We start from the raw sequence: 20,540 nt of genomic DNA on the forward strand, positions 1-20,540 counted from the left end.
TCGCAGAAGGTTATCGCTTCAGCCGAACGGGGAAGCTGGTATGGGAACGCCTTAAGGTCGGGACAATAATCCATTTTGCTTAAAGGAAATCTCATTTTGCTTAAAGGAAATCTCATTTTCCTTTAACGATATCTCTTATCCTTTAAAGGATATCTCATTTCCTTTAAACATTATCTCTTATGCTTAAAGGATATCTCATTTCCTTTAAACAATATCTCTTATCCTTTAAAGGAAATCTCATTTCCCTTTGACTTTATCTCTTATGCTTAAAGGAAATCTCTTATCCTTTAAACATTATCTCTTATGCTTAAAGGAAAACTCTTATGCTTAAAGAAAATCTAGCTTTTCTTTAGCAGTATTACTCCGTTTGGCAGAGGCTGGAGCTCATAGCCGTCAGGTTTAGCTACTTCGTAGCATTTCGCCGCTTAGCTTGACGGCTATGAGCGTTCTTCGCTACGCTCAGCTTCGACTTTTTTACTTTTTTGAAAGCTTGTAGCAGCCGGTCTTTTCATCTTTTGTTGCAGTATAGCCTTCCTGGAGTTCCAATGTCCAACCGTCTCCACTAATTGCTCGATCTTTAATCTTTAGGGGAGGGGTTACTGAGATTTTGTTCCAGCTGGGGTTCATTAAAGCACCGTTTTTCACGGTAAGCACGCCCCAGCTGTCGGAAACTCGAATGGTTGGGTATACTGTTCCTTTATCTTCAAGAGGCATAATGTTTCGGGGATCGAAGGCGACCTGCATCTTCATCAGCCCAATTTCGAAATGGGGTTGCTCGATAAACTTTCTTTTGAATTCGGCTACCTGCTTTTTTGTTTTCTCCTCTCGTGCTTTTTCTTCTGAAATAATTGCTTGGCCACCGTATTGGTCTGATGTTCGCTCGACCGATTTTTCTATGTCTTTGGGTAGCTGTATGCCTAGCTGGGTAGCAAAGTAGCTGGTTAGATTGGTTTGGGATGTGATCTCCTTGTTCCAATCACTTTTTACCTTGGCGAGTAGGTAACCGTAAGCTGGTATGGTTTGATATGGGAATGAGCGAACAAAGGTTGGATTGCTATAGAACGAATTTATGGATTGCTCGAGACTTGCGATGGACTGCTCATCTGATATTGCTGAAACCGATTGTCCTGTATATTCGGCTATCCCTTCATTCAGCTCCAGCTGGTTTTCGGTAGTGTCGGCATCCTTGTAAAGCATATACCTGTACTTTCGAAAGGTAAGGGCATTGGCTAGATGTATCTTCTGCTCACTTGTGCTTTTTGATTGTACTGCTTTCTTTAAAGCTTCGAGCTCTAGTCGTAGGTAAATCCTACCATTCCTCTGGTCTAGATGCTTATTTTCTGTATTATACTGAAGAAATCCCAAAGAGGGTTGGGCGACGTGAAATAGCTCGTGAGCGAGTAGGCTTATTCTTTCCTGCTTGCTTGCTGGTAGCGGGAGCATGATCATGGCCCAGCATGTTCCATTCCATCTTATAGCGGTGTTGGCAATGTTTATCTCGTTTGGGAGTTGGCCAGTATATATGTTACCGCTTTGCTTGAGAATGCCAGCTGAATCGGGATAGTTTGCGAATAGCTGCCGTGTGTTGGGGTCAACCAAAAGCAACGGGCCGTATAGATCCTTTCCCCAGAGCTGCTGATGCCTGCCTGCCTCTGCTTTTATTTCATCGAAGTAGTTTGCAGCGCTGTCTTGAAATGTAGAAGCTTTCTGCCCAAATGATGCCTGGCTGAGCAGAAGGAGTGCTAATGTGATGTAGAATACTTTTTTCATAATATCTCCTTTAGGATAGGTGTACCATCTGTTTATTTGTGCTTGCAATGGTTTCTTTACAAATCGTAGGCAACGCCTGCGCTTCTGCTTAATGCGGCTTTGGGCCGCATTAGTTACAGGCTAAGAGTTTTGCTCAATTAAGTGTAACAAGTGATGCTACGCTTTAGGCTTACCGTAAATAAATAGATAGGCAATATAGCATTTCTTTACCTGCTTGTATTCCTATAGTGCGATGGTGTTACGCCTGTATGCTTCTTAAAGTACTTGCACAGGAATGCTTCGCAGGGGTAGTTAAGGTTCTCTGCAATTTCCTTGAGTGGGGTGGATGTTGTTTTAAGCTGCAGCTTGAGCTCCGTTATGGCAAACTTATCAATAAGCCATTTGGCAGAATTTCCTGTACTTTCCTTTGTGATAATGGAGAGGTATTTGGGCGTTATGCAGAGCTTTTCGGCAAAAAAGGCAACCTCACGATTATCCTTGTGCAGCTTTACCAAACGAAAGAATTCTTCCTGAATCTCCTTTTTACGCTTACGCTGGCGTAGGTGTATCTCGTTGTTGGCAATCACCTTGCTGTACAAATCCATGTAAAAGTTATGCAGCAGGTTGAATATTATCGCGCTGCGGCACACGTTTTTTACCTCAAAGTATTTGCCATGTAGCATCGTAAAGTATTCGCCCCAAAGCGTATGCTTCTCTTTCTCGGGTAAATGGTAAACAGGGGTTTCTCTTAGGAACCCAATAAAAGCTGTTGGAAATCGAAACAGAATTTCGTCGATCAGAAGATTGGAAAACGAGAAGTAGGCAAGCGTAAAGTCGTCTGATTTTTCGTTGCAAGCCAGTATTTGCCCCGGGAAAACCACAATAATGCTGTTGGGCCTAATATGGTATGGCAGCAAGTCTACTTCTATCTCAGCCTTCCCTTCTAGGCAAAGGCAAACCAAGCAGGAGCTTATTCGGCAAGGCGAAAAGTCTATCGGCAAGGCGTTGTTGTGTAGCGAGATGTGAAAATCAGTTCCAATATTCGTTTTATCAACGAAAAAAAGATCAGGAGATGGTTGCTGCATTTAGCGGTATTCTCATTTTGTATGCAAAAGTACTTTTTTATAGCTCTTCTGTGAGCCGTTTTGTGGAAATAAAGACAATTTTAGTCGAAATCGAGACAGCGATTTAATTTTCAATTAACGCGACTTTTGCCTCTCGCTTAAGTTAATTGGAAATAATGAATCAACAACGGAAAAGAACTTTTACGATAGCGTTTTGCGCTTTGATTTTGGCCTGTCAAGGTCTTTCGGCACAGCCGGCCAAGGTGCTAACGCTACACGAGGCTTACGAATTGGCCATTGCCAATAGCAAGCAGCTAAAGCTGGCTCAGACAGGTGTTGGATTGGCACAATCGGCTACCAGCTTAACCAAAACAGCGCTGCTGCCCTCGCTCGATGTCTCGCTTTCGGCTACCTACATTGGGAATGGCATCATCATGAATAGAGACTTCTCCAATGCTCAGAGTGTTTGGATGCCACATTTTGGGAATAGCTTCAGCGTGGAGGCCTCGCAGGTGATTTTTACGGGAGGTGCCCTTGCTACAAGCATCGAGAAGAACAAGCTGGAGGAGCAGGTGGCACAGCTTAGCTACAGCCGCAACGAGCTGGACATCTGTTTCCTGGTAACGGGTTACTACCTCGATCTATTCAAGCTTAAGAACCAGCGTGAGGTATTCCTGAAGAATATTGAGCAAACGGAGCTTCTGATACAGCAAATCAAGTCGAAGGAATCGCAGGGAATGGCTTTAGGTAGCGATGTTACCCGCCACGAGCTGATGCTGCAGAACCTAAAGCTGGCGCTAATCGAAATCGACAACAACAGTAGAATCATAAACAACCAGCTGGTGGTTACGCTCGGCCTATCACCCGAAATACAGATTGTTCCCGATCCTTCAATTCTAAATCTAGATACGAGTAAGGGAAATTCGGCGAACCTGCTTCAGCATGCCATCGAAAATCTGCCGGAGCTGAGATCGGCAGCGCTAAGTAGGGAGATTGCCGCAAAAGAGCTGCGCATTGCCAAGGCGGACTACTACCCTCGTGTTGCACTTGTGGCTTCCAACAGCTTTAATGGGCCTATTCTTATAGAGGTGCCCACCATCAACAAGAACTTCAACAGCTGGTATGTGGGAGTCGGGGTAAGCTACAACCTCGCCTCGCTTTACAAAACCAAAAGAAAGGTACAGGTTGCCAGCACACGACAGCTTGCTGCGGAATATGCCGAAGCGCTTGCCATCGAGCAGGCACAGGTGGCTGTACACAGCGCTTCCACCAAGTTTAAGGAGTCGTTTGAGAAGCTAACGGTATACGAAACCAGCAGCCGCCTGGCCGACGAGAACTATCGCATCATAAATAACAGCTACCTGAACGGGTTGGTGCTAATTACCGAGATGCTCGATGCCAGCAATACCAAGCTTAACGCCGAGCTGCAGGTTGTAAATGCAAAGCTCAACGTAATATACAGCTACTACAGGCTGCAGAGGGAAATTGGAAGTAATCAGAACAAATAACTAGAATTTTAGAAGAGCATATCATCATGGCAAAGAAGAAAATGAAGCTAGCGTATAATATTGTTGTTGGTCTACTGCTTGTGGGCTGTATTATTTGGGTTTGCGGCAAGTTTGTACATCTTGGGGATGTAGAATTTACCGATAACGCTCAGGTAAAGCAGCAAATCGTACCCATAAACTCGAGGGTGCAAGGGTTTATCAAGAGAATCAGCTTTAAGGAGTACCAACGAGTGCGTAAGGGTGATACGCTGGTGCTGATTGAGGATGCAGAGTACCGCTACCGCGTAGCGCAAGCCGAAGCCGACTATAAGAATGCGATTATCGGTAAAAAGGCAATGGGAACCACCATACTTACCACGCAAAGCAATATCGGCGTAACGGAAGCCGGTATTGAGGAAAGCCGGGTGCGCCTGGAAAATGCAAAGAAGGAATTCAACCGATATAAGAACCTTTTGGCGCAGAAATCGGTAACGCAGCAGCAGTTTGATGCTGCTAGCGCCAACTACGAAGCGGCGAAGGCTCGCTACGAGCAAACGCAGCGCCAGCGCGCCACCACCTCGCTGGTGAAGAACGAGCAAACCTTGCGCCTCGACCAAAACGATGGCGGAATAAAGATGGCGAAGGCCGCCCTGGAGCTTGCCCGCCTAAACTTGTCGTACACCGTGATTACGGCACCATGCGATGGCGTTACCGGACGGAAAAATATTGAAGCAGGACAGCTTATCCAGCCAGGACAGGCACTACTCGATTTGGTAAACGACACCGAGCGATGGGTAATTGCCAACTATAAGGAAACCCAAACGGCAAACATCCGCGAGGGGATGAGCGTAGACCTACGAATAGACGCTATCCCCAACGTAACATTTAAGGGTACGGTAAGATCGATATCGCGCGCTACGGGTGCCAGCTTTTCTCTTTTACCTCAAGACAACTCGGCTGGAAATTTTGTGAAGGTGGAGCAGCGGATACCTGTGCGCATCGAGTTTTCCAGCTCCAACAAGCTTCAGGATATGGAAAGGCTACGCTCGGGTATGAATGTGGAATGCGAGGTAAACTATTAATCCGATGCAGCACTCTGGTCCTTTCAGCATACCCGAGTTCCGCGGATTTGTACCCGAAAAGGCAAGGCCGTGGATTCTTATTGTCTTCTTTGTAATCTACCAGTTTTCGGGTGGGGTATATATGGCTGCCGTTAGCGAGATGTCGGGATCTTTGGCGTTGATGCAGGAGGATGTTCTGATGGCGGGCTATGCTTCGTTGGTGGGATTAGCCCTAACATTTACCATTATGCTTCGCCTGAAATTCTGCTTCACCACAAAGACATCGCTAGCGGTAACGGCCTTGGGGCTTATTGCCTGTAACCTGATATGCCTGCACACCAGCAGCGTTCCGTTGCTGGTAGCAACTTGCTTTACTGCCGGGATATTCCGCATGTGGGGTACATTTGCCTGTAATAGCGCCATTCAGCTATGGGTAACGCCTAAGCGCGACATGGCGGTGTGGTTTTGCTATATCCAGCTATGCGTGCAGGGTTTCCTGCAGCTCTCGGGGTTAACCACCATTTTCGTTGCCTTTTTCACCCAATGGGAGTACATGCATTGGCTCATTATCGGGCTTCTGCTATGCCTGCTGCTGCTTACGGGGGTGTTCTTTAGCAATAGGCGGATAATTCCGAAGCTTCCGCTTTTCGGTATCGACTGGATGGGTGCCCTGCTGTGGGCGGCCACCATCCTGTGCGCAATATTTGTGCTTAACTACGGAAGCTACTACGATTGGTATCAATCTTCCTACATCTGGATGGGAACGGTATTCGGCTTAGGAGCATTAGCCCTTAACCTGTGGCGAGCCTCGTTTATTCGGCATCCCTACATCTCCAACAAAACGTGGACCTACCGCAACGTGTGGCTTACGTTTGTTCTCTACTTCGTGCTGGATATCCTTACTAGCCCTTCGCACGAGCTTGAGATGATTTACTCCGAGCGAATCCTAGGTTACGACTCGCTGAACCTTATTTCGCTGAACTGGATGGTGCTCCTCGGCATTGTGCTGGGGGTAATTTTTACCTACAGCTTCTTTGCCCTGCGCAAGGTAACGTACAAGACAATGACGCTGGTTGGTTTTACGCTTGTGGTGGGGTATTTGCTGATGATGTATTTTACGATAGACTATGGTTTACCCAAGGAGATGCTTATTGTGCCCTTGCTGCTGCGGGGATTTGGGAGTATCATTATTATTATAACCTTTATTACGGCGCTCTCCACAACACCTTTCGAGCACTTTTGGCAGTCGCTCACCATTCAAAGCTTTGCTAGCGCATGCTGTGGGTCTTTGTTTAGTTCTGCCGTAATTACTCACGTATTTAAGTATACGATGAAGAAGAATACGATGCTTATTGGTGCTACGCTTGACAATGTAAATACAGGGGCAAGCCGTGTGTCTTCCGGATGGCTTTGGGGTAGCGTGCAGCAGCAGGCAATGATGGTGAGCATGAAGGAGATTTATGGACTACTCTGCATGCTAGGATTTTTTTGTATTCTGATATTCCTTCTGAAGGAGAGCTCGCTACGCCCCAAAGCGCTGCATCCCAAATTTAGCACAATCAGGCATGCCATTAAGCATCAGCTTAAGATGGATAGAATCGCAGATTGATTTTTAATGGGTAGTGGCTACGTTCTACTAGCCTTTACCTGTATGTTATCGTTATGTATTGGTTGGAAACAGCACATGACAGCGTTGGCTGGAATGTGCTGTTTTTTTCTTGGTGTTTTCTGCTTCTGCGTTTGCCGTAGGTGCAGCCCATACCCCCCTGTTCGACTGAGGCAGGAGCCTCAGCCGAACGGAGTGCTGCCTCGGGTTGCGGCTAGTAGCCTTGCTAAACCTAGCGAAGGTGAACTATTGCTGAAAAGGATGTGTCGTCAACAGCTAAATGCTTTGGCACAAAAATTGTCTTGCATCATTCGCAATATTTAGCGCTGCATAAGAAATGCGGCGAAAGGCGAGCCATGTTTTGAAGGAGCGAACGCTGCTGCCATAGAAACGCTGTAAGTATTGCCAGATGATATCGGATACCTTAACAACCCTATAATAATCTTTTAAAACCGAACCAACATGAAATCGTTAAAAGCAATCGTTGCCGTATTGGGTCTCTCCTTACTAGGGACATGGACATTTTCGTGCACAAAAGATGCAACAATAGTAGATGATGGGAAGCTTACCGGAAAGTACCTTATAGCAATTGATAGCATTAAGGTACCCGAAAAGATAACCGCAAACAACGCCTTCGATATTCAGCTATACGGATACGTGGGGCCAACGGGTTGCTACCACTTTGCCAATTTCGATATCGCAAAAATGGCGAAGACCGTAAATGTTGAAATATGGGGGCAGGCACCAACCGAACCTGTAAGCTGTACGCAAGCATTGGTGTTTTTGAACGGCGAAAAGCTGAACCTAAAGCTCGAAGAAAAGGGAACCTACCTGCTAAGATTTAAACGCCCCAACGGAACATACTTCGAGGAATCGATAACCGTGGGATAGGTGAATGCTATCAGACAATAGCCGTTCGCTTCCTGCTGGTAGCTGCTTGTAGCGATGGGTGAAGTTTAGTCTTTGCCGATAATTAGCACGCATTCGATGCGCCTCTTCTGTTGCGGTTTAAAACTGCTTACTTTCTTCGGCATAGTCACGGACTATGCCGAGCCTTGTACTCCGATTATACTAGGATCAACAAAGGGCACCGCTATTTATTTGTTCTTTTTCAATTTATCGTATAAATCTATCGTTTTATTGGCTTCCTCAAAATTGATATAAATCAGTCCATTTTCCTTTGATTGAATCAAAATATAAGGAGGGAATTCAGATTTTACATACAACTTAGCATCTTTACCATCTGCCAATCGAAAATTGCCGATTTTAGTATTTCCTAGTGCATATCCATTTGTCCGAATACTAATCTGCGGCAGAGAACTAATCGTATCAACTTGTATTATATCATAATATGGTATAGTTAACCCGTACGAACCTTCAATAATCAAACTATTTTGAGTTGAATAGATATTTGTATCTTGTTTGCTCGATACTAACAATGCAACTGGAAGTAAAACCAAAATAACCATGATAATCCACATAGGATTAAACATTTTTTTCTTCAATCCATAATCATCAGCAACGGCATTTCCCTGAGCTATCCTTGAATTTATCAAATTGGCAATTTCTTCGGGCTTATCAGTCCCAATCCGAACAACAGATTTTCGATTTTTAAATTGCAATTCTATTGCTTTGAGTCCAGTTACATTGTATAACCATCCATTTGAAAGCATTCTTATTCCAATTCCATTTAATGCAGAATTGGTTACAGCCTTACACGATTTAATATCAGAAAATCTATAGGTTCGACCAGCCAATCCAATCCCGAGACTAAATGAAATCGAATTACTTGAAATCATAATCGTTAACTGATAGAAAACTAGTAAACAAATCAGGAGTGTAACGATTACAAGTAGCAGAATTATCGTAGCTGGGTCAGTCGAAAATCCTGTTTTAATCAATAACCCACAAAAAAACAACATTAGCGGTAAAAGTATAATCACCGAAGCCGTTCCAAATTGTTTGTAAATCTTTGTTTCCATATCATTTAATGCTATTATCAAAGCCGCTTATAGCTGTGCTCTATTCGTTGTGGTCTATATCAGCGCGTAAGGCTAGCCGAAGTTTTTTGCCAAGCAGCGGTGTACAGACCGCAATCAAAAGTAGCAAAAAACAAAGCGCAGCCGTTGATGTGGATGCGCTTTTATGTGGTGGTGCAGGCTTGCTGTTTAATGGCGGTCAAAGACCGCTACTTAAGTTTGACGGCATTTGCAAAATGCGCCGAGCCTCGTGCAATTAATTTAAACTTCGCTTAGCCGAGGATTGCCCGCTTCCCTGCAAATACATTCAACCCCTTTGGGGCTTCGGGTTTACTCGTTTAAATCAACATCTTACTTTACTTAGCGTTTTTAACCCACCCCCTACCTCCCGCCTAAGCGGTAGGATAAACACAGTTTCAATAATGCGCTGCACTTAATTTCTATCCTTTTCTTTCAAAAAATATAACTCGATCATTCGCTTGGCTTGGCGGCTATGGGCAGGAGCCTTAGCCGAACGGGGTATGATCACTTTCTATGTGCTGTGCTTCCTTTCTTATTTTCTCAAAGGTGGAGAAATACCATTTCAATCTTTTGATGATATGCAAAGTAAGATAAACCGATAGGATTAAAGTAAGCTTATCGTGAATTTCAATGAATACTTTCCTTTGCATTTCATTGCCGTTCAGCAAATCGATAAGCCAAGGGGTTAATCCCGTAATTGCGACTACGACAAAAAGCACCGATAGCATCAATACTTGTTGATTTTTTGAGATGTGCCTTTTTATAATCGCAGCTTTGTACCATTTCCTATGTAGGTAAACATGACAAATTATTAATAAGGAGAGTGCCACAATCGATATTTTATGGATATCCGACCAACCTTGGTAGTTAATTCCGAGAACAAGGTTCTTTGTAGCAATATTTCCATGATTGCCCATGTGGTACTTTGCCTGAATCAGCATTCCAGAGAATACTGTTGCAATTCCAAATAGTAATAGGCCAAGATTAATTATGAACCGGTTGATATTCCTTCCCATTTGTGTAATCTCCTATTCTTTAATCAGCTTACTTATTGCACCAGTCCTGCATGCTTTTACACACTTCATGCAACCTTTGCATTCTTTACTACTTACAAATCGGATGTGCTTGTGCCACGGTAGGTTTATCCGGCCAATTACATTGCTAGTACAAGCTTTTAGGCATTTCCAACATGCCTCGCATTTTTTTGTGTCAAGCGTAACAAACGTTGTGCTTGTATGCTCTCTTCTGAAGAATCCTTGTCTCATATTATTTTTTGAGCAAAGTTCTTCAATAGCTCCCCTTCGAAACGATAGCTATTGTTAAGAAAATGGCCTTACCTTCTATTTCTTATTCTACTAAGCGAAATAGGCGTTATCCCTAAATAGGAAGCGATGTAGTGTTGGGGCACTCTTCTAACTATTTCAGGATGGGTTTTTATCAAGTCTTCATACCTTTCCTTGGGGGAGTCCTTAATGCGGGAGAGGAACAATTGAGCATAATTCCTGAATCTCTTAAATACGTATTCGTTGAATCCATCCTTAAAATCGGGATAGATTCTATTGAGCTTTTCGAAGGTTTCTTTCGTAACTGAAATAATGGTTGAAGGTTCGATACTCTCAATTGTGAACAGGCTGGGTTGATTGCTTAAGAAGCTATCAATAGAAGCAACAGGCTGGTTTTCGAAAAAGAACTGAAGCGTAATTTCTTTACCGTCCTTATTGAACCATTGCCTTAGGCAGCCTTTTTTGATGATGTAGATATGGGTAGATATTTCTCCATCACGCAATAAAACAGCTCTTGATGGTATCTTCGTTTCAACAAATGAATTCTGAAAATGAGGCCAGCTTTCTTCGTCCTTTTTGATTCTTTCGATCAATTGTTCAATCATAGGTTGTAAGTTTTAGGAGTATGCAGATAGCATTCGGCGTGTGGGCAACAACGGCTTGTGGTTAGCTTGCAGCGGGGCTGTTGCGGCGCATTAGGTAGCAGCTTAGCGCTTCATCCGTTTGTTGGCTATATCGTGTGCTTGGCGCTGGCTACTTTCTTTCTTCTCAATCTGTTCGGTTACCGCTCTAATCCTATCTAGACATTTAACGTTTAGAACTTTATTCTCATAATACGTAAATCCATAAAAACCTCCATAGATTTCCTTGTTGGTTTTAATTGTCAATGCAGAATCGAGTCTAATACCCGACTTGTCCTTTACGTAGAAGAGTATCGGATTGTAGCAGGTTAATGAATCATCCCAAGTTTGGGTATAATCTAAGAACCCAGCACAAACTAGCCTTCGGTCTCCATTTAAATCGAATGGTTTTGTAAGGAACGTGGGAAGCTTCTCGGTCTTTACCAGCCGATTATTTCTAATGGAGAGCTTACTCAAGTAGCTTTTACTGGGTCTGTCGTTTACCTCTAAAAGAAGCTCAAAGCTATTCTTGCCAGCTTTCAACAATAACGGATAATGCTTGTCGGATAATTCATACTCCTTCTCCTTGTCAGCATAGATGGTAGCCCCATTTTTAGAAAGCCTTAGGTAGGAATAGGTAACAAAGTCTCCGAAATCTTCTGCGTTACCTAAGCTTAATGTAAAGCCATGGCTCAGCTTCACGATCTTTTTAGGTTGCTTCCTCTGCTGATTGTCTTTGGCGCTTGCATGAGCAGCTACAACCAAACTAAATGCACAAATTATCAGGGCTTTCAAGTTTCGTATCATTCTCTGATTCTTCATTTCTCGTTTTTTGTAATCCTAGCCACGCTGAGGGTGAATGTAAACCATCTTTTGGCAGATGCTTGCCGATAGTTGGTACCTTCGGCTGGCGAATACGGCCAGAGGCCTTGCTAAATCAAGCGTTGAGAGGTCGCTGTGCTTAGCGGGGGCTACTTCTCATCTTCCTTTCTGATGAATTCTTTGTATTGCTTAATCAAATCTGACAAATAGCCATCAAGGCCTTTGGCATTTTCGACCTTCCAACTCTTGTTCTTATAGGTTAAAGCACTTGCCTTGTCTAGGTAAGCTAAGGCGCTATCCTTTTGTCCTACGAAGTTATGCATTGCCGCAGCAATAAAGAGAATTTCCTTCTCTTGCCCACGATAGGTTGTGTCAGCTAGCATTTGCTTGGCAGTCTCTAGCGCTTTTAGCCGAGATTCTTTGGCTTTTATCGCATTCTTGTCTTGGTCGTAATGATATCCTAGTACACGATAGAACTTACACCAGAATTCACTTTTTTGCTCGATTATTTTATAAACATTTTCGGCTATTTCGAGTCGAGTTGTCATTGGAATATCCTGGTAGTCTTTATACTCTTTATCGAGCTTCACTGTTTGGAGAAACTTGGTAAGCGTGTCTACTTTACTTTCAGGAACTTTGTCAAAGTCCCACATATATGCAGAAAAGTGGCACACGGGGCAGCAGTAAACAGATGGATTGTCTGTCAGGGGCCAAAAAACATACTGGTATTTCGATGGCCAGCTGTATATGTAGCTTCCGTAGCTTACGATTTCTTGATACTCGTGCTTGTGCTTGCATATAGGACATGTACGTTCAACAGGTGACCATTCTGTTGCCCTTACACTTAATGCCAGCGTAAGTAATAATCCAAGGACAACGGCAATTCTCTTCATAATTTGGTATTCTAGTTTTTACAATGGTTACTAATGGATGCGCTACAAGTGTTGCTTGTTTCGCCGATGTATTCACTCAGCTAAGCGTTGACGCTACCTACGTTAGGCGAAGGCTTCAGCCTCAACTTAACAAGAGGCGCTGCGCTTAGCCGAGGATTGTCCGCTTCTCGCAAATACATTCAACCCCTTTGGGGTTGTTTTACCGCTTACTGCCGAATTCCCCGAGTTTCACACGGGGCTATTAAGGTTGAAGCCCTTTGGGGCTTCGGGTCGTAGGTTATTGTAGCTTGTTTCTATTCAGCACTAGCTGCTACTTTCCTTGTTTGGCTATGGGCTCCTGCTCATAGTCGTCAAGCTAAGCAACTGTAAGCAACGAAAAAGGTGCTTACGGCTTCGCAAATCCGACTCACCCCCAATCCCCCTCTCTCCGAATGGCATTAGAATGCCTGACAAGGCTGTAAGCCCATGCCAGGCATTCGCAAAGAGGGGGATGTGGCACGGATATAAGCTGCAGTATAATCGGAGCGCTGAAAGTCCCCTCTTTTGCTGAGTAGGTGGCTATTCCTATAAATCCTTTTTAAGATAGATCATATCAACAAGCTGTATGTCGCCATCGAACATGGGATGATCGTAATTATCTGTGAAGAAATTCTTTACTCGATGTGACTTTTCAAATCCGCAGCTTTCGTAAAACGATAGGATTGTCGGTGTTTCCCCTGTCCCGACAAGCATTGTTTTGTAGTTGTTCTTGTAGAAATCGGAAATGTAATTTATCAATGCTCTACCGTACCCTTTTCCTTGATATTTTGGATAGGTTGCAATGTTTTTCAGCTCGCAGGTTTCGCTGTTTATTGGCACCACAACGCAAACACTTTTCAGCTCGTCGTCATATAAGGCAAACATGTCTCCATTCGGCAAATACCGATCAATCATGTTTTCCTGCTCGTCGGCCAACAGCAGTAGGTCAAGATGCTGCTTCTTATTTTCGGTAATCTTTTCAATTTTCATCGTGTCGTTCTCGTAGTTCTCCTGATTTTGCAGCTGATTCTACTACTCTGTTTTCAGCGGTGTAAATAATTCTATCAAATTTTCTTCGGGATCGCGCAAATAAGCTACTCGCATACCCCAATTGGGCATATCGGTTGGCTGATTAATGAAGGTAACGTTTTTTGCTAATAGCGCATTGTAGGTTTCATCAACATTTCCAACTTCAAACGACACCATCATTTTTTCTCGGCAATCGGTTGGCTGACTTTTGTCCGTATTGCCGACAGCAGGAGCCATAAGGTCGGACACGAATATTGCCAATCCTTCAATACCTTCGGCTACTTTGAAGCTTGCATAACAGCCTTCCAAATTCCAAGCCGCTTCTAGGCCAAGTTTTTCGGTGTAAAACTTGAAGCACTTATCGTAGTCTTTGACTAACAGTCTTACATTGCTGAATTTCATCATTTCTTTTGATTTTAGGTCCTTTCAGACGGTTTATACTTTATTTAAGCTTTCGATTTTGCTTTTCAATAACCTGCTGCACTGCGGCAGCGCCGTAAACTATCGCTTATTACTTCCTTGTTCGGCGAAGGCTCCTGCTCATAGCCGTCAAGCTAAGGGTTTTTCTCAAAACTCAAATGCATGTTCATGGCTCGTTATCCCCTCCATAGGAGGGGGCAGGGGGTGGGTTTACTCGTTTAGATCAACATCTTACTTTAATTAGCATTATTAACCCACCCCTACCCCTCCCAAGGAGGGGATAAACAGTTTCAATCATGCGCTGGCACTTAATTTCTATCCTTTTCTTTCAAAGGATATAACTCTATCATCCGCTTAACTTGACGGCTATGGGCTTCTGCTTCAGCCGAACAGAGTGTTGGCATTTCTTGATTCTTAAATTTTAATTTAGCTAACTTACATAAGTCTATTCTTATGGTCTGAAGCAAAACCCTATTTCTAATGCCAATTATTTTAGTACTGTAAACTTTGCAGCTCCCAAAGCAGAAGTTATCTTGTTATTAATTTGCTTATATTCTTTAGAAAAGTCTTTTATGATATAATTATCGACTATTTGAAAAGAGTCAATTACCACTCCGTTGCTAATGATTTTTAAATATAGTGCGTTGTCTTTTGACTTTTCTGTGAGAAAATCAGAAACTATTTTTTTTTCGGTTCCGTTAAATGTTCGCTTTAGCTGTCCTGTATTTGAATTTCCAAGAGTATAAGTAAATGTGAATAAATCCCCAATAAGGGTAGTTTTTGCTTTTATTTCATTCTCCATTTGCTCTATTGATTCTTGGTCAATGTCCGTTTCTCCTTTTAATTCAACTTTTGCAGAGATTTGAGAAATTGACCATACAATTTGTTTTTGATTTTTTTCAGGTTCATTGTTGTTGTCCTTTTCGCAAGAAGCGAAAATCGTCAAGAGTAAAACAACCAAAATCGTCAGGTTTCTATATTGTTTCATATTTGTAGTTTAAAAATCTTGTTTAGCAACTGTTTTTATGCTTGCATCCAACTCATTTATATTAGCAATAAAACTGACTAATATATCCCTTTATGGGTGTATGCAACAGCGGTCTTTTACCTACAAATCGCAAACCTATCGCCCCGAACAGGACGCAACCGAAGTGTTCCACTGCTAGCATGCTTAATATAGGCCTACCATTATAAATAGATAGGCAATATAGCACTTATTGGCTGCGGTTGCGGCAAAAATGGGGTGGGTACAAAAAAGGAGATGGTGCCTCGCGGCAACCCCCGATTGTCGTAGTTTGCCTACATCAGCGCTCAAGGCTAGGCGAAGTTTTTAACTTCGCCTTTGCTAAGTATCGGTCTAGAGACCGCAATCAAAAGTAGCAAAAAACAAAGCGTAGCCGTTGGTATGGTTGCGCTTTTATGTGGTGGTGCAAGCTTGCTGTTTAATGGTGGTTACAAACCACTACTTAAGTTTGACGGAATTGCTAATACCGCCGAGCCTCGTGCTTTGATTAAATTACGCTGAGCAGGGCGAGCACATTATCATACTTTTGACCTTTCATTCACTATGACATTTGTTATCCAACCCGTAGCTCTGGAGTTTTTAGTCCCATCCTCGGTCACGAAAACATCTGAGCAGTTAGGATTCCCATCTATCTGCTGTTTCACTGCAGCAAGTGTTGTTATTTTTCCAACGACTCCAAAGGATGTTGCAATATTTCCATAATCATTTGAGGTGATCAAATCCTTTAGTGTGCAATTCTTGACATTCTGATTACCTGCCAATGCTTGCTCTGCTAAATATTTGTCAATGATGCTCCGATGAACAATATACTTTACACGACCCTGATTGTCAAGTATTGGCAGACGGTTCTTTGAGGTTTTGTTGAGCACTGCGAGTATAATGTCATCCCAAAGTTTAATTTGGTCTTCAGTCTTTGTCAGCACTAATTTCACCGCATTTATATCCTCAAGGGAGATCATTGCTTCGGTAACAGGAATCTTTTCCAATTGTTGTTCCGGTGTAAGCTGCTTCACAAGAGCTGCTGTTTGCTTAGCTGCCTCTACAAAGTTTTCGCGAGAGAAGTAGAAAGCCAATACAGTACCTACCCAGGTTCCAAAAACGGGTAACAGCATGGTGAATGTATCACGTATAAGACTGAATTTCTTCTCAACCATTGTAGTATTTGTTTCGTCAGCAAATCCAACGGTAATTATTACCGCTAGTCCTAGGACACTGACGGTTATCAGAGAGAAGTAGATTACATTCTTGCCAATATTTGCTCTTGTACTAATATCAGTGTTTGCCACGTTGGTATTTTGTGTTGAAAGTGCCATAACAGACTCTCTTTTATATAGTAATCTGATAATATAACAATCGAATAAATGAACAGTTCAACTTGGACGCCCAACGATGAGTTGTGATGTATTCTCCACTAATGCAACAGAAAACTAAAAATCTCTGTTTTTACACATCCATTTATCAAACCAAAAATTCCCTCCACTTTCAGGTTTTTTATTTATATCTTTTAAGAGGTTTAACCATGATTCTTGAGGCTCCTTAGATATGATTTTAATTTTACATTCTTTGTTTTTTGAAAGAGCTGAACGTATGAGATCTAAAGCATGATGATCTGATTCAGGTAAACTATAGCCACAAATATATATTTCCGATGCTTCCTGTAATAATTGGGCAGTATTATTCCAAATTTCATTAAGGATGGGTATTCTTTTATAATCTTTAAGGTAAAATGGACTCATAATCTGAAAAGTTCGAAAGTTATCGTCATAGTCTGGCTCGCTTCCTGCAAAAAGTTGCTTTTCCTCATAATCATAAGTATTGTATTCCTCTAAGTCATATGGGTAAAATGTTGAATGAATCTTCCATCCAAAAAGGTTGTCTAAATTGTTGCAGTATATTTCTGCTTTTTTATTGAAATTTCTTTTGACTCTTATAGTATCCTCTTCATATCTCATCCAACTTGTAGATCCGTGAGGTTTAAGTATATATATGGGCGATTTATTTATACAATTCTTTTTGACATTTAAATATTCTTGATCCCATGCAATGCCAATTCCATAAACAGCTGGAATATTTACAAGATTATAAAGAGATAGGACATATTCTAAAAAAGAATCCCAGTTAAATGTTACAATTACATCTCCTTCTTTAAAATATTGACTAATTCCATGAACTGTATCAATAAAACGATCAAAGTCAATTTTAGTTTTAAATATCTGTTTTGCATATTCACTTTCATAACCTTCTTTTATTGTATAACGTAGAATTCTTTGGTGATAAATAAAAGCTGGCATATATGCATTAATAAGACTTTGTAATGAAAAAAATTCCAGATGTTTTTCGTTCATAACTTTTATTGTGAGGTCTATATCATACCATGATGTATTATTTTTTTTAGAAAAAGAGGTCAATAATTCTTTTTTTTTATTATTACTTAAACTAAGCCATTTGGGTAGGTATTCTTTATATCTTTTAATTCTTTTTTCATCTTCAACTGGTAAAGAACCTTCAATGTAATAACTTTTTAGACTAGAATATCTTTTTACTTTGATGGGGAGTTGACAATGTGATAGATACCTATAATCAAGGAATAAGTCTTCAGTCCCTAGTTGTGGGAAAGTTTTATTCCCATAATACATTGTAACTAAATCTGATAAAGCTTTTTCAGGATCATCCAAAAGTTTACATGGTTCTGATGATGTAACTATATAAGCAAGTAACCATGCAATCCCGTTTGATTCATCTCCAATATCATATTGTTTTTTATCTGGAGACTTTGAACGAAGTACAAAATCAATAAGGGATTTACCCAAAGGAAAACCTGCATACACACTTGCTCCTGCTCCGAAAAGAAATATTCTTTCTACATTCGGTTTTTCCCATTTTGTCATAAATGTTCGTTGAGATTCTTCATAAATACACTTCTCAACAATCTCTATATTAAACAGTTTTATTTGTCCAAAATTAGAAGCACACAAAAAATGGTCGTCATCTACGAAACAGATGCAACTTATTTCACAAGGGATATCAGTCAGTAAATTAGGAGGATAGTCAATTACATCTTCAAAAGCTTTAAATGCAAGAATAACTTCATAGGTTACTCGACTTACAAAATGAACTTCATCATCTGAAGTACATATCAATATATCTTTTGATGGACAATGAACAATATGTCTATACAAAAAACTGAAATCTTTCTCAATTCTTGTTTGTTTTCCATCATTAACTACAATAAAGCATCCACTATCTCCTCCAGATTCTGGTGCTAGAATCCAATGATTTGGGTTATTATTGATAAATGTAACGGCGCTTGTTCCACTAATTTTGCAGGTTTTTGTTTTGTGGTTGTTAGTGTTAAAAATTTCTACATTTGCGTCTGAATAACAGAAAATGATATAGTTTCCATCTGATGTAACATTATTTGAAAATAGGTGTTTGTTCTTATTGGGAATTGAGAATTGTATCTCTTTAGATTTTATGTTTAGCCCAACAATTATACTGTCAGTACTTTCATACAATAATATATCTGAATTTGGCAGCAAGGTTAATTTTCTTGAATTGGTTAATTTCAAGTCATTATAACAGTCGATTCGTTGAATGATATTTTTAGAATTTAAATCACGTATGTACAACATACCATCAACAGATAGTGTTTTTATTTTACCACTATTAGTATCTACGGCAATAGAACATATTTCATCATCGTGATCAAATGAGGAAAAGACTGAACTAATGCTAACGACTTTGTTTTCTTTAAACCATGATTCCATATATTACAATTGTTACTAGTGATTCTTTTGCTAAGCGTAAACTTTATATACGATTTTGCTCTTTCTGCCTCTGTCGTATTTTATGAATAAAAGCCTTGACTACTTGGACATAACGTTCTTCCATGCTCAGTTGTGGAACAAATATTTAAACTCTACAGTTGTTAGAACAAAGAAAATCTTGCTAAGGTTTTCTGTCGACATGTAATAAAGGTTTTTGAAAATAAACGTATACAAAAAAGGAGAGGGTACCTCGCGGCAACCCCTCCATGAATCAAAAATACTTATGAAGTCAAATGTAACCTACGGTATCTAGTTGGTGCCCTCTATCCGTTTTAGCAGGATCTCTATTCGGATGGGCGTATTGTCGGCAAGGACAATCTGCTTGTCTTCGGCGTGGAAGCCCAGCTTTTCGGCGGTTAGGCGGTAGAGGTCGAATATGCGCTTGCTGTTGCGCACCTCGCCGCTTTTGCCGGTTTTGCGGTCGAGCAGCACCACGGGCTTACCCTTTTCGGTTTTGGTGGTGGACTGCACCAGCACCCGCGCGTTTTCCTCGGGCTTGCCGGTTTCGCTGTTCAGCACCGCAATGGTGAGGATGTTTTCGTTGTACTCCCTCTTGCTGCGCAGCTCGGCGTACCCCTTTTGCGCCTCGGGGTGGGTGAGGCTCACGATTTCGACCACCATGTCGACCTCGTCGAGCAGCTCCTTGCCCTTATTCATGAGGGTATTCAGCTCGACGCGCTTCGCCTTCTTCTCCTCCTGGTAGGCCACGAGGGCGGTGTTGGCGGTGGTGAGCTCGGCCATGCCGGCATCGATGGCGGTTAGCTGCGCTTCGGTGATGTTGTAGACGGCTAGGTGGGTGAGGTTGTCCTTGGCCAGCTTTTGCACCTTCTTTGCGCTGGCTTCGATGGTGTCGTACGACAATCGCTTGATCTCGGTACGGGTGGTGTGCAGGTCTGCCACCATTACGGTGTCGTTCTGCTTGATGTAGTAGTGCTCTAGCGCCTTCATTACGGCATACAGCGGGGCTACTACCTTGCAGTTTGCCGCGTCGACCGCTACCGTTACGGTTTTGCTCTCGGTGTCGATGAAGGTGGACAGTATTTCGGCTTTTTCGATCAGTGCGTCGAGCTTGGCGATGAGCTCCTTTATGACCTGCATGGATGCGAGCGCATCGGTGTTCTTTAGATACTTGCTGATGAGAATTGCCATCCGAAGAAATAGCTTGTTGGTTTCTTTCATGTTCCTGTTTTTTAAATTAAAAATTAACGTTGGGTCTTACATTCCTAAAATAGGTATAATTCCATTCGGTGGATCGCGTCTTACTGGGAATTTTAGTAAGTGGTCGGATTTTACGGATTACTGGTCGGTTTTTGCCGATAAGTGGTCGAAAATTTTCAATTTTTGTTTCCAGAAAAGCGCACTTTTTGGGGGTGCAGCAGCTACTTTTTGGGGTATTTCTGCCTGCTCGCCGTCGTTTTTTTGCGGGATGAGGGGTTTGGGCGATGGGCTAACTACCTTTTGGAGGTGCGTTAGGTGGGGGGAGGTGATTCCATGGCTTTACTAGCGATGGGTTACCCCCATCGCTGCTGGATATCGCCCTTTCAGGGCTAGAAGCTGCATTCGTAGTAGGCTGGAAGCTTTGCTAGATTAAGCGTAGCGAGGATATAACCGGCTGAGGCAGCAAAAAACAAAGCGCA

18 protein-coding genes are annotated in these 20,540 nt (G+C 42.1%); 4 read left to right on the forward strand and 14 right to left on the reverse strand.

Going from position 1 to position 20,540, the window contains the following annotated elements:
- Positions 1-474: 474 nt before the first annotated feature.
- Complete coding sequence (locus tag ACHZA1_RS09990; protein ID WP_320051736.1) at positions 475-1,770, reverse strand: hypothetical protein; 1,296 nt, start codon at positions 1,768-1,770, stop codon at positions 475-477.
- Positions 1,771-1,976: 206 nt separating this feature from the next.
- Positions 1,977-2,834 carry a helix-turn-helix domain-containing protein gene (locus ACHZA1_RS09995; RefSeq protein ID WP_320051737.1) on the reverse strand — a complete coding sequence of 286 codons (858 nt, stop codon included), beginning with the start codon at positions 2,832-2,834 and terminating at the stop codon, positions 1,977-1,979.
- Positions 2,835-2,989: 155 nt separating this feature from the next.
- Here ACHZA1_RS09995 and ACHZA1_RS10000 point away from each other — a divergent pair, with 155 nt between their 5' ends.
- The 4 genes from ACHZA1_RS10000 to ACHZA1_RS10015 all read left to right on the forward strand — a co-directional run bounded on the left by ACHZA1_RS10000 (position 2,990) and on the right by ACHZA1_RS10015 (position 7,858).
- The gene (locus tag ACHZA1_RS10000; protein WP_320051738.1) at positions 2,990-4,321 is read left to right on the forward strand and encodes a TolC family protein; all 1,332 of its coding nucleotides are present in this window, start codon (positions 2,990-2,992) and stop codon (positions 4,319-4,321) included.
- 26 nt (positions 4,322-4,347) lie between these two features.
- A complete protein-coding gene (locus ACHZA1_RS10005) occupies positions 4,348-5,382 on the forward strand; it encodes an HlyD family secretion protein (protein WP_320051739.1) in 1,035 nt (344 codons plus the stop codon).
- A 4-nt stretch (positions 5,383-5,386) separates the two neighbouring features.
- Positions 5,387-6,970, forward strand: a complete 1,584-nt coding sequence (locus ACHZA1_RS10010) for a hypothetical protein (protein WP_320051740.1) — start codon at positions 5,387-5,389, stop codon at positions 6,968-6,970.
- A gap of 459 nt (positions 6,971-7,429) precedes the next feature.
- Positions 7,430-7,858 carry a hypothetical protein gene (locus ACHZA1_RS10015; RefSeq protein WP_320051741.1) on the forward strand — a complete coding sequence of 143 codons (429 nt, stop codon included), beginning with the start codon at positions 7,430-7,432 and terminating at the stop codon, positions 7,856-7,858.
- A 206-nt stretch (positions 7,859-8,064) separates the two neighbouring features.
- Here the strand turns inward: ACHZA1_RS10015 and ACHZA1_RS10020 are convergent, their stop codons facing one another.
- The 12 genes from ACHZA1_RS10020 to ACHZA1_RS10075 all read right to left on the reverse strand — a co-directional run bounded on the left by ACHZA1_RS10020 (position 8,065) and on the right by ACHZA1_RS10075 (position 20,082).
- On the reverse strand, positions 8,065-8,949 hold the full coding sequence (locus tag ACHZA1_RS10020) for a hypothetical protein (RefSeq protein WP_320051742.1): 885 nt from the start codon (positions 8,947-8,949) through the stop codon (positions 8,065-8,067).
- A 503-nt stretch (positions 8,950-9,452) separates the two neighbouring features.
- Positions 9,453-9,983 carry a DUF4405 domain-containing protein gene (locus ACHZA1_RS10025; protein WP_320051743.1) on the reverse strand — a complete coding sequence of 177 codons (531 nt, stop codon included), beginning with the start codon at positions 9,981-9,983 and terminating at the stop codon, positions 9,453-9,455.
- 12 nt (positions 9,984-9,995) lie between these two features.
- Complete coding sequence (locus tag ACHZA1_RS10030; RefSeq protein ID WP_394701023.1) at positions 9,996-10,232, reverse strand: 4Fe-4S binding protein; 237 nt, start codon at positions 10,230-10,232, stop codon at positions 9,996-9,998.
- A gap of 68 nt (positions 10,233-10,300) precedes the next feature.
- On the reverse strand, positions 10,301-10,855 hold the full coding sequence (locus tag ACHZA1_RS10035) for a Crp/Fnr family transcriptional regulator (protein ID WP_320051744.1): 555 nt from the start codon (positions 10,853-10,855) through the stop codon (positions 10,301-10,303).
- Between the two features lie 102 nt (positions 10,856-10,957).
- Positions 10,958-11,692 (reverse strand): hypothetical protein, encoded by a 735-nt coding sequence (locus ACHZA1_RS10040; RefSeq protein ID WP_320051745.1) that lies wholly within the window; start codon positions 11,690-11,692, stop codon positions 10,958-10,960.
- Between the two features lie 149 nt (positions 11,693-11,841).
- Positions 11,842-12,585 (reverse strand): DUF2225 domain-containing protein, encoded by a 744-nt coding sequence (locus tag ACHZA1_RS10045; RefSeq protein WP_320051746.1) that lies wholly within the window; start codon positions 12,583-12,585, stop codon positions 11,842-11,844.
- 564 nt (positions 12,586-13,149) lie between these two features.
- Positions 13,150-13,593, reverse strand: a complete 444-nt coding sequence (locus ACHZA1_RS10050; RefSeq protein ID WP_320051747.1) for a GNAT family N-acetyltransferase — start codon at positions 13,591-13,593, stop codon at positions 13,150-13,152.
- Positions 13,594-13,635: 42 nt separating this feature from the next.
- Entirely contained in the window at positions 13,636-14,034 is a 399-nt protein-coding gene (locus tag ACHZA1_RS10055) for a VOC family protein (RefSeq protein ID WP_320054905.1), read from the reverse strand.
- A 505-nt stretch (positions 14,035-14,539) separates the two neighbouring features.
- Complete coding sequence (locus ACHZA1_RS10060) at positions 14,540-15,040, reverse strand: hypothetical protein (protein ID WP_320051748.1); 501 nt, start codon at positions 15,038-15,040, stop codon at positions 14,540-14,542.
- A gap of 554 nt (positions 15,041-15,594) precedes the next feature.
- Positions 15,595-16,389: a hypothetical protein gene (locus ACHZA1_RS10065; RefSeq protein ID WP_320051749.1), complete on the reverse strand. Its 795-nt coding sequence runs from the start codon at positions 16,387-16,389 to the stop codon at positions 15,595-15,597.
- Positions 16,390-16,503: 114 nt separating this feature from the next.
- Positions 16,504-18,843, reverse strand: coding sequence for a WD40 repeat domain-containing protein (locus tag ACHZA1_RS10070; RefSeq protein ID WP_320051750.1), 2,340 nt, complete (start codon positions 18,841-18,843; stop codon positions 16,504-16,506).
- 309 nt (positions 18,844-19,152) lie between these two features.
- Positions 19,153-20,082, reverse strand: a complete 930-nt coding sequence (locus ACHZA1_RS10075; protein WP_320051751.1) for a hypothetical protein — start codon at positions 20,080-20,082, stop codon at positions 19,153-19,155.
- Positions 20,083-20,540: the final 458 nt, after the last annotated feature.

Source organism: uncultured Acetobacteroides sp., from assembly GCF_963667355.2.
GTDB lineage: Bacteria > Bacteroidota > Bacteroidia > Bacteroidales > ZOR0009 > Acetobacteroides.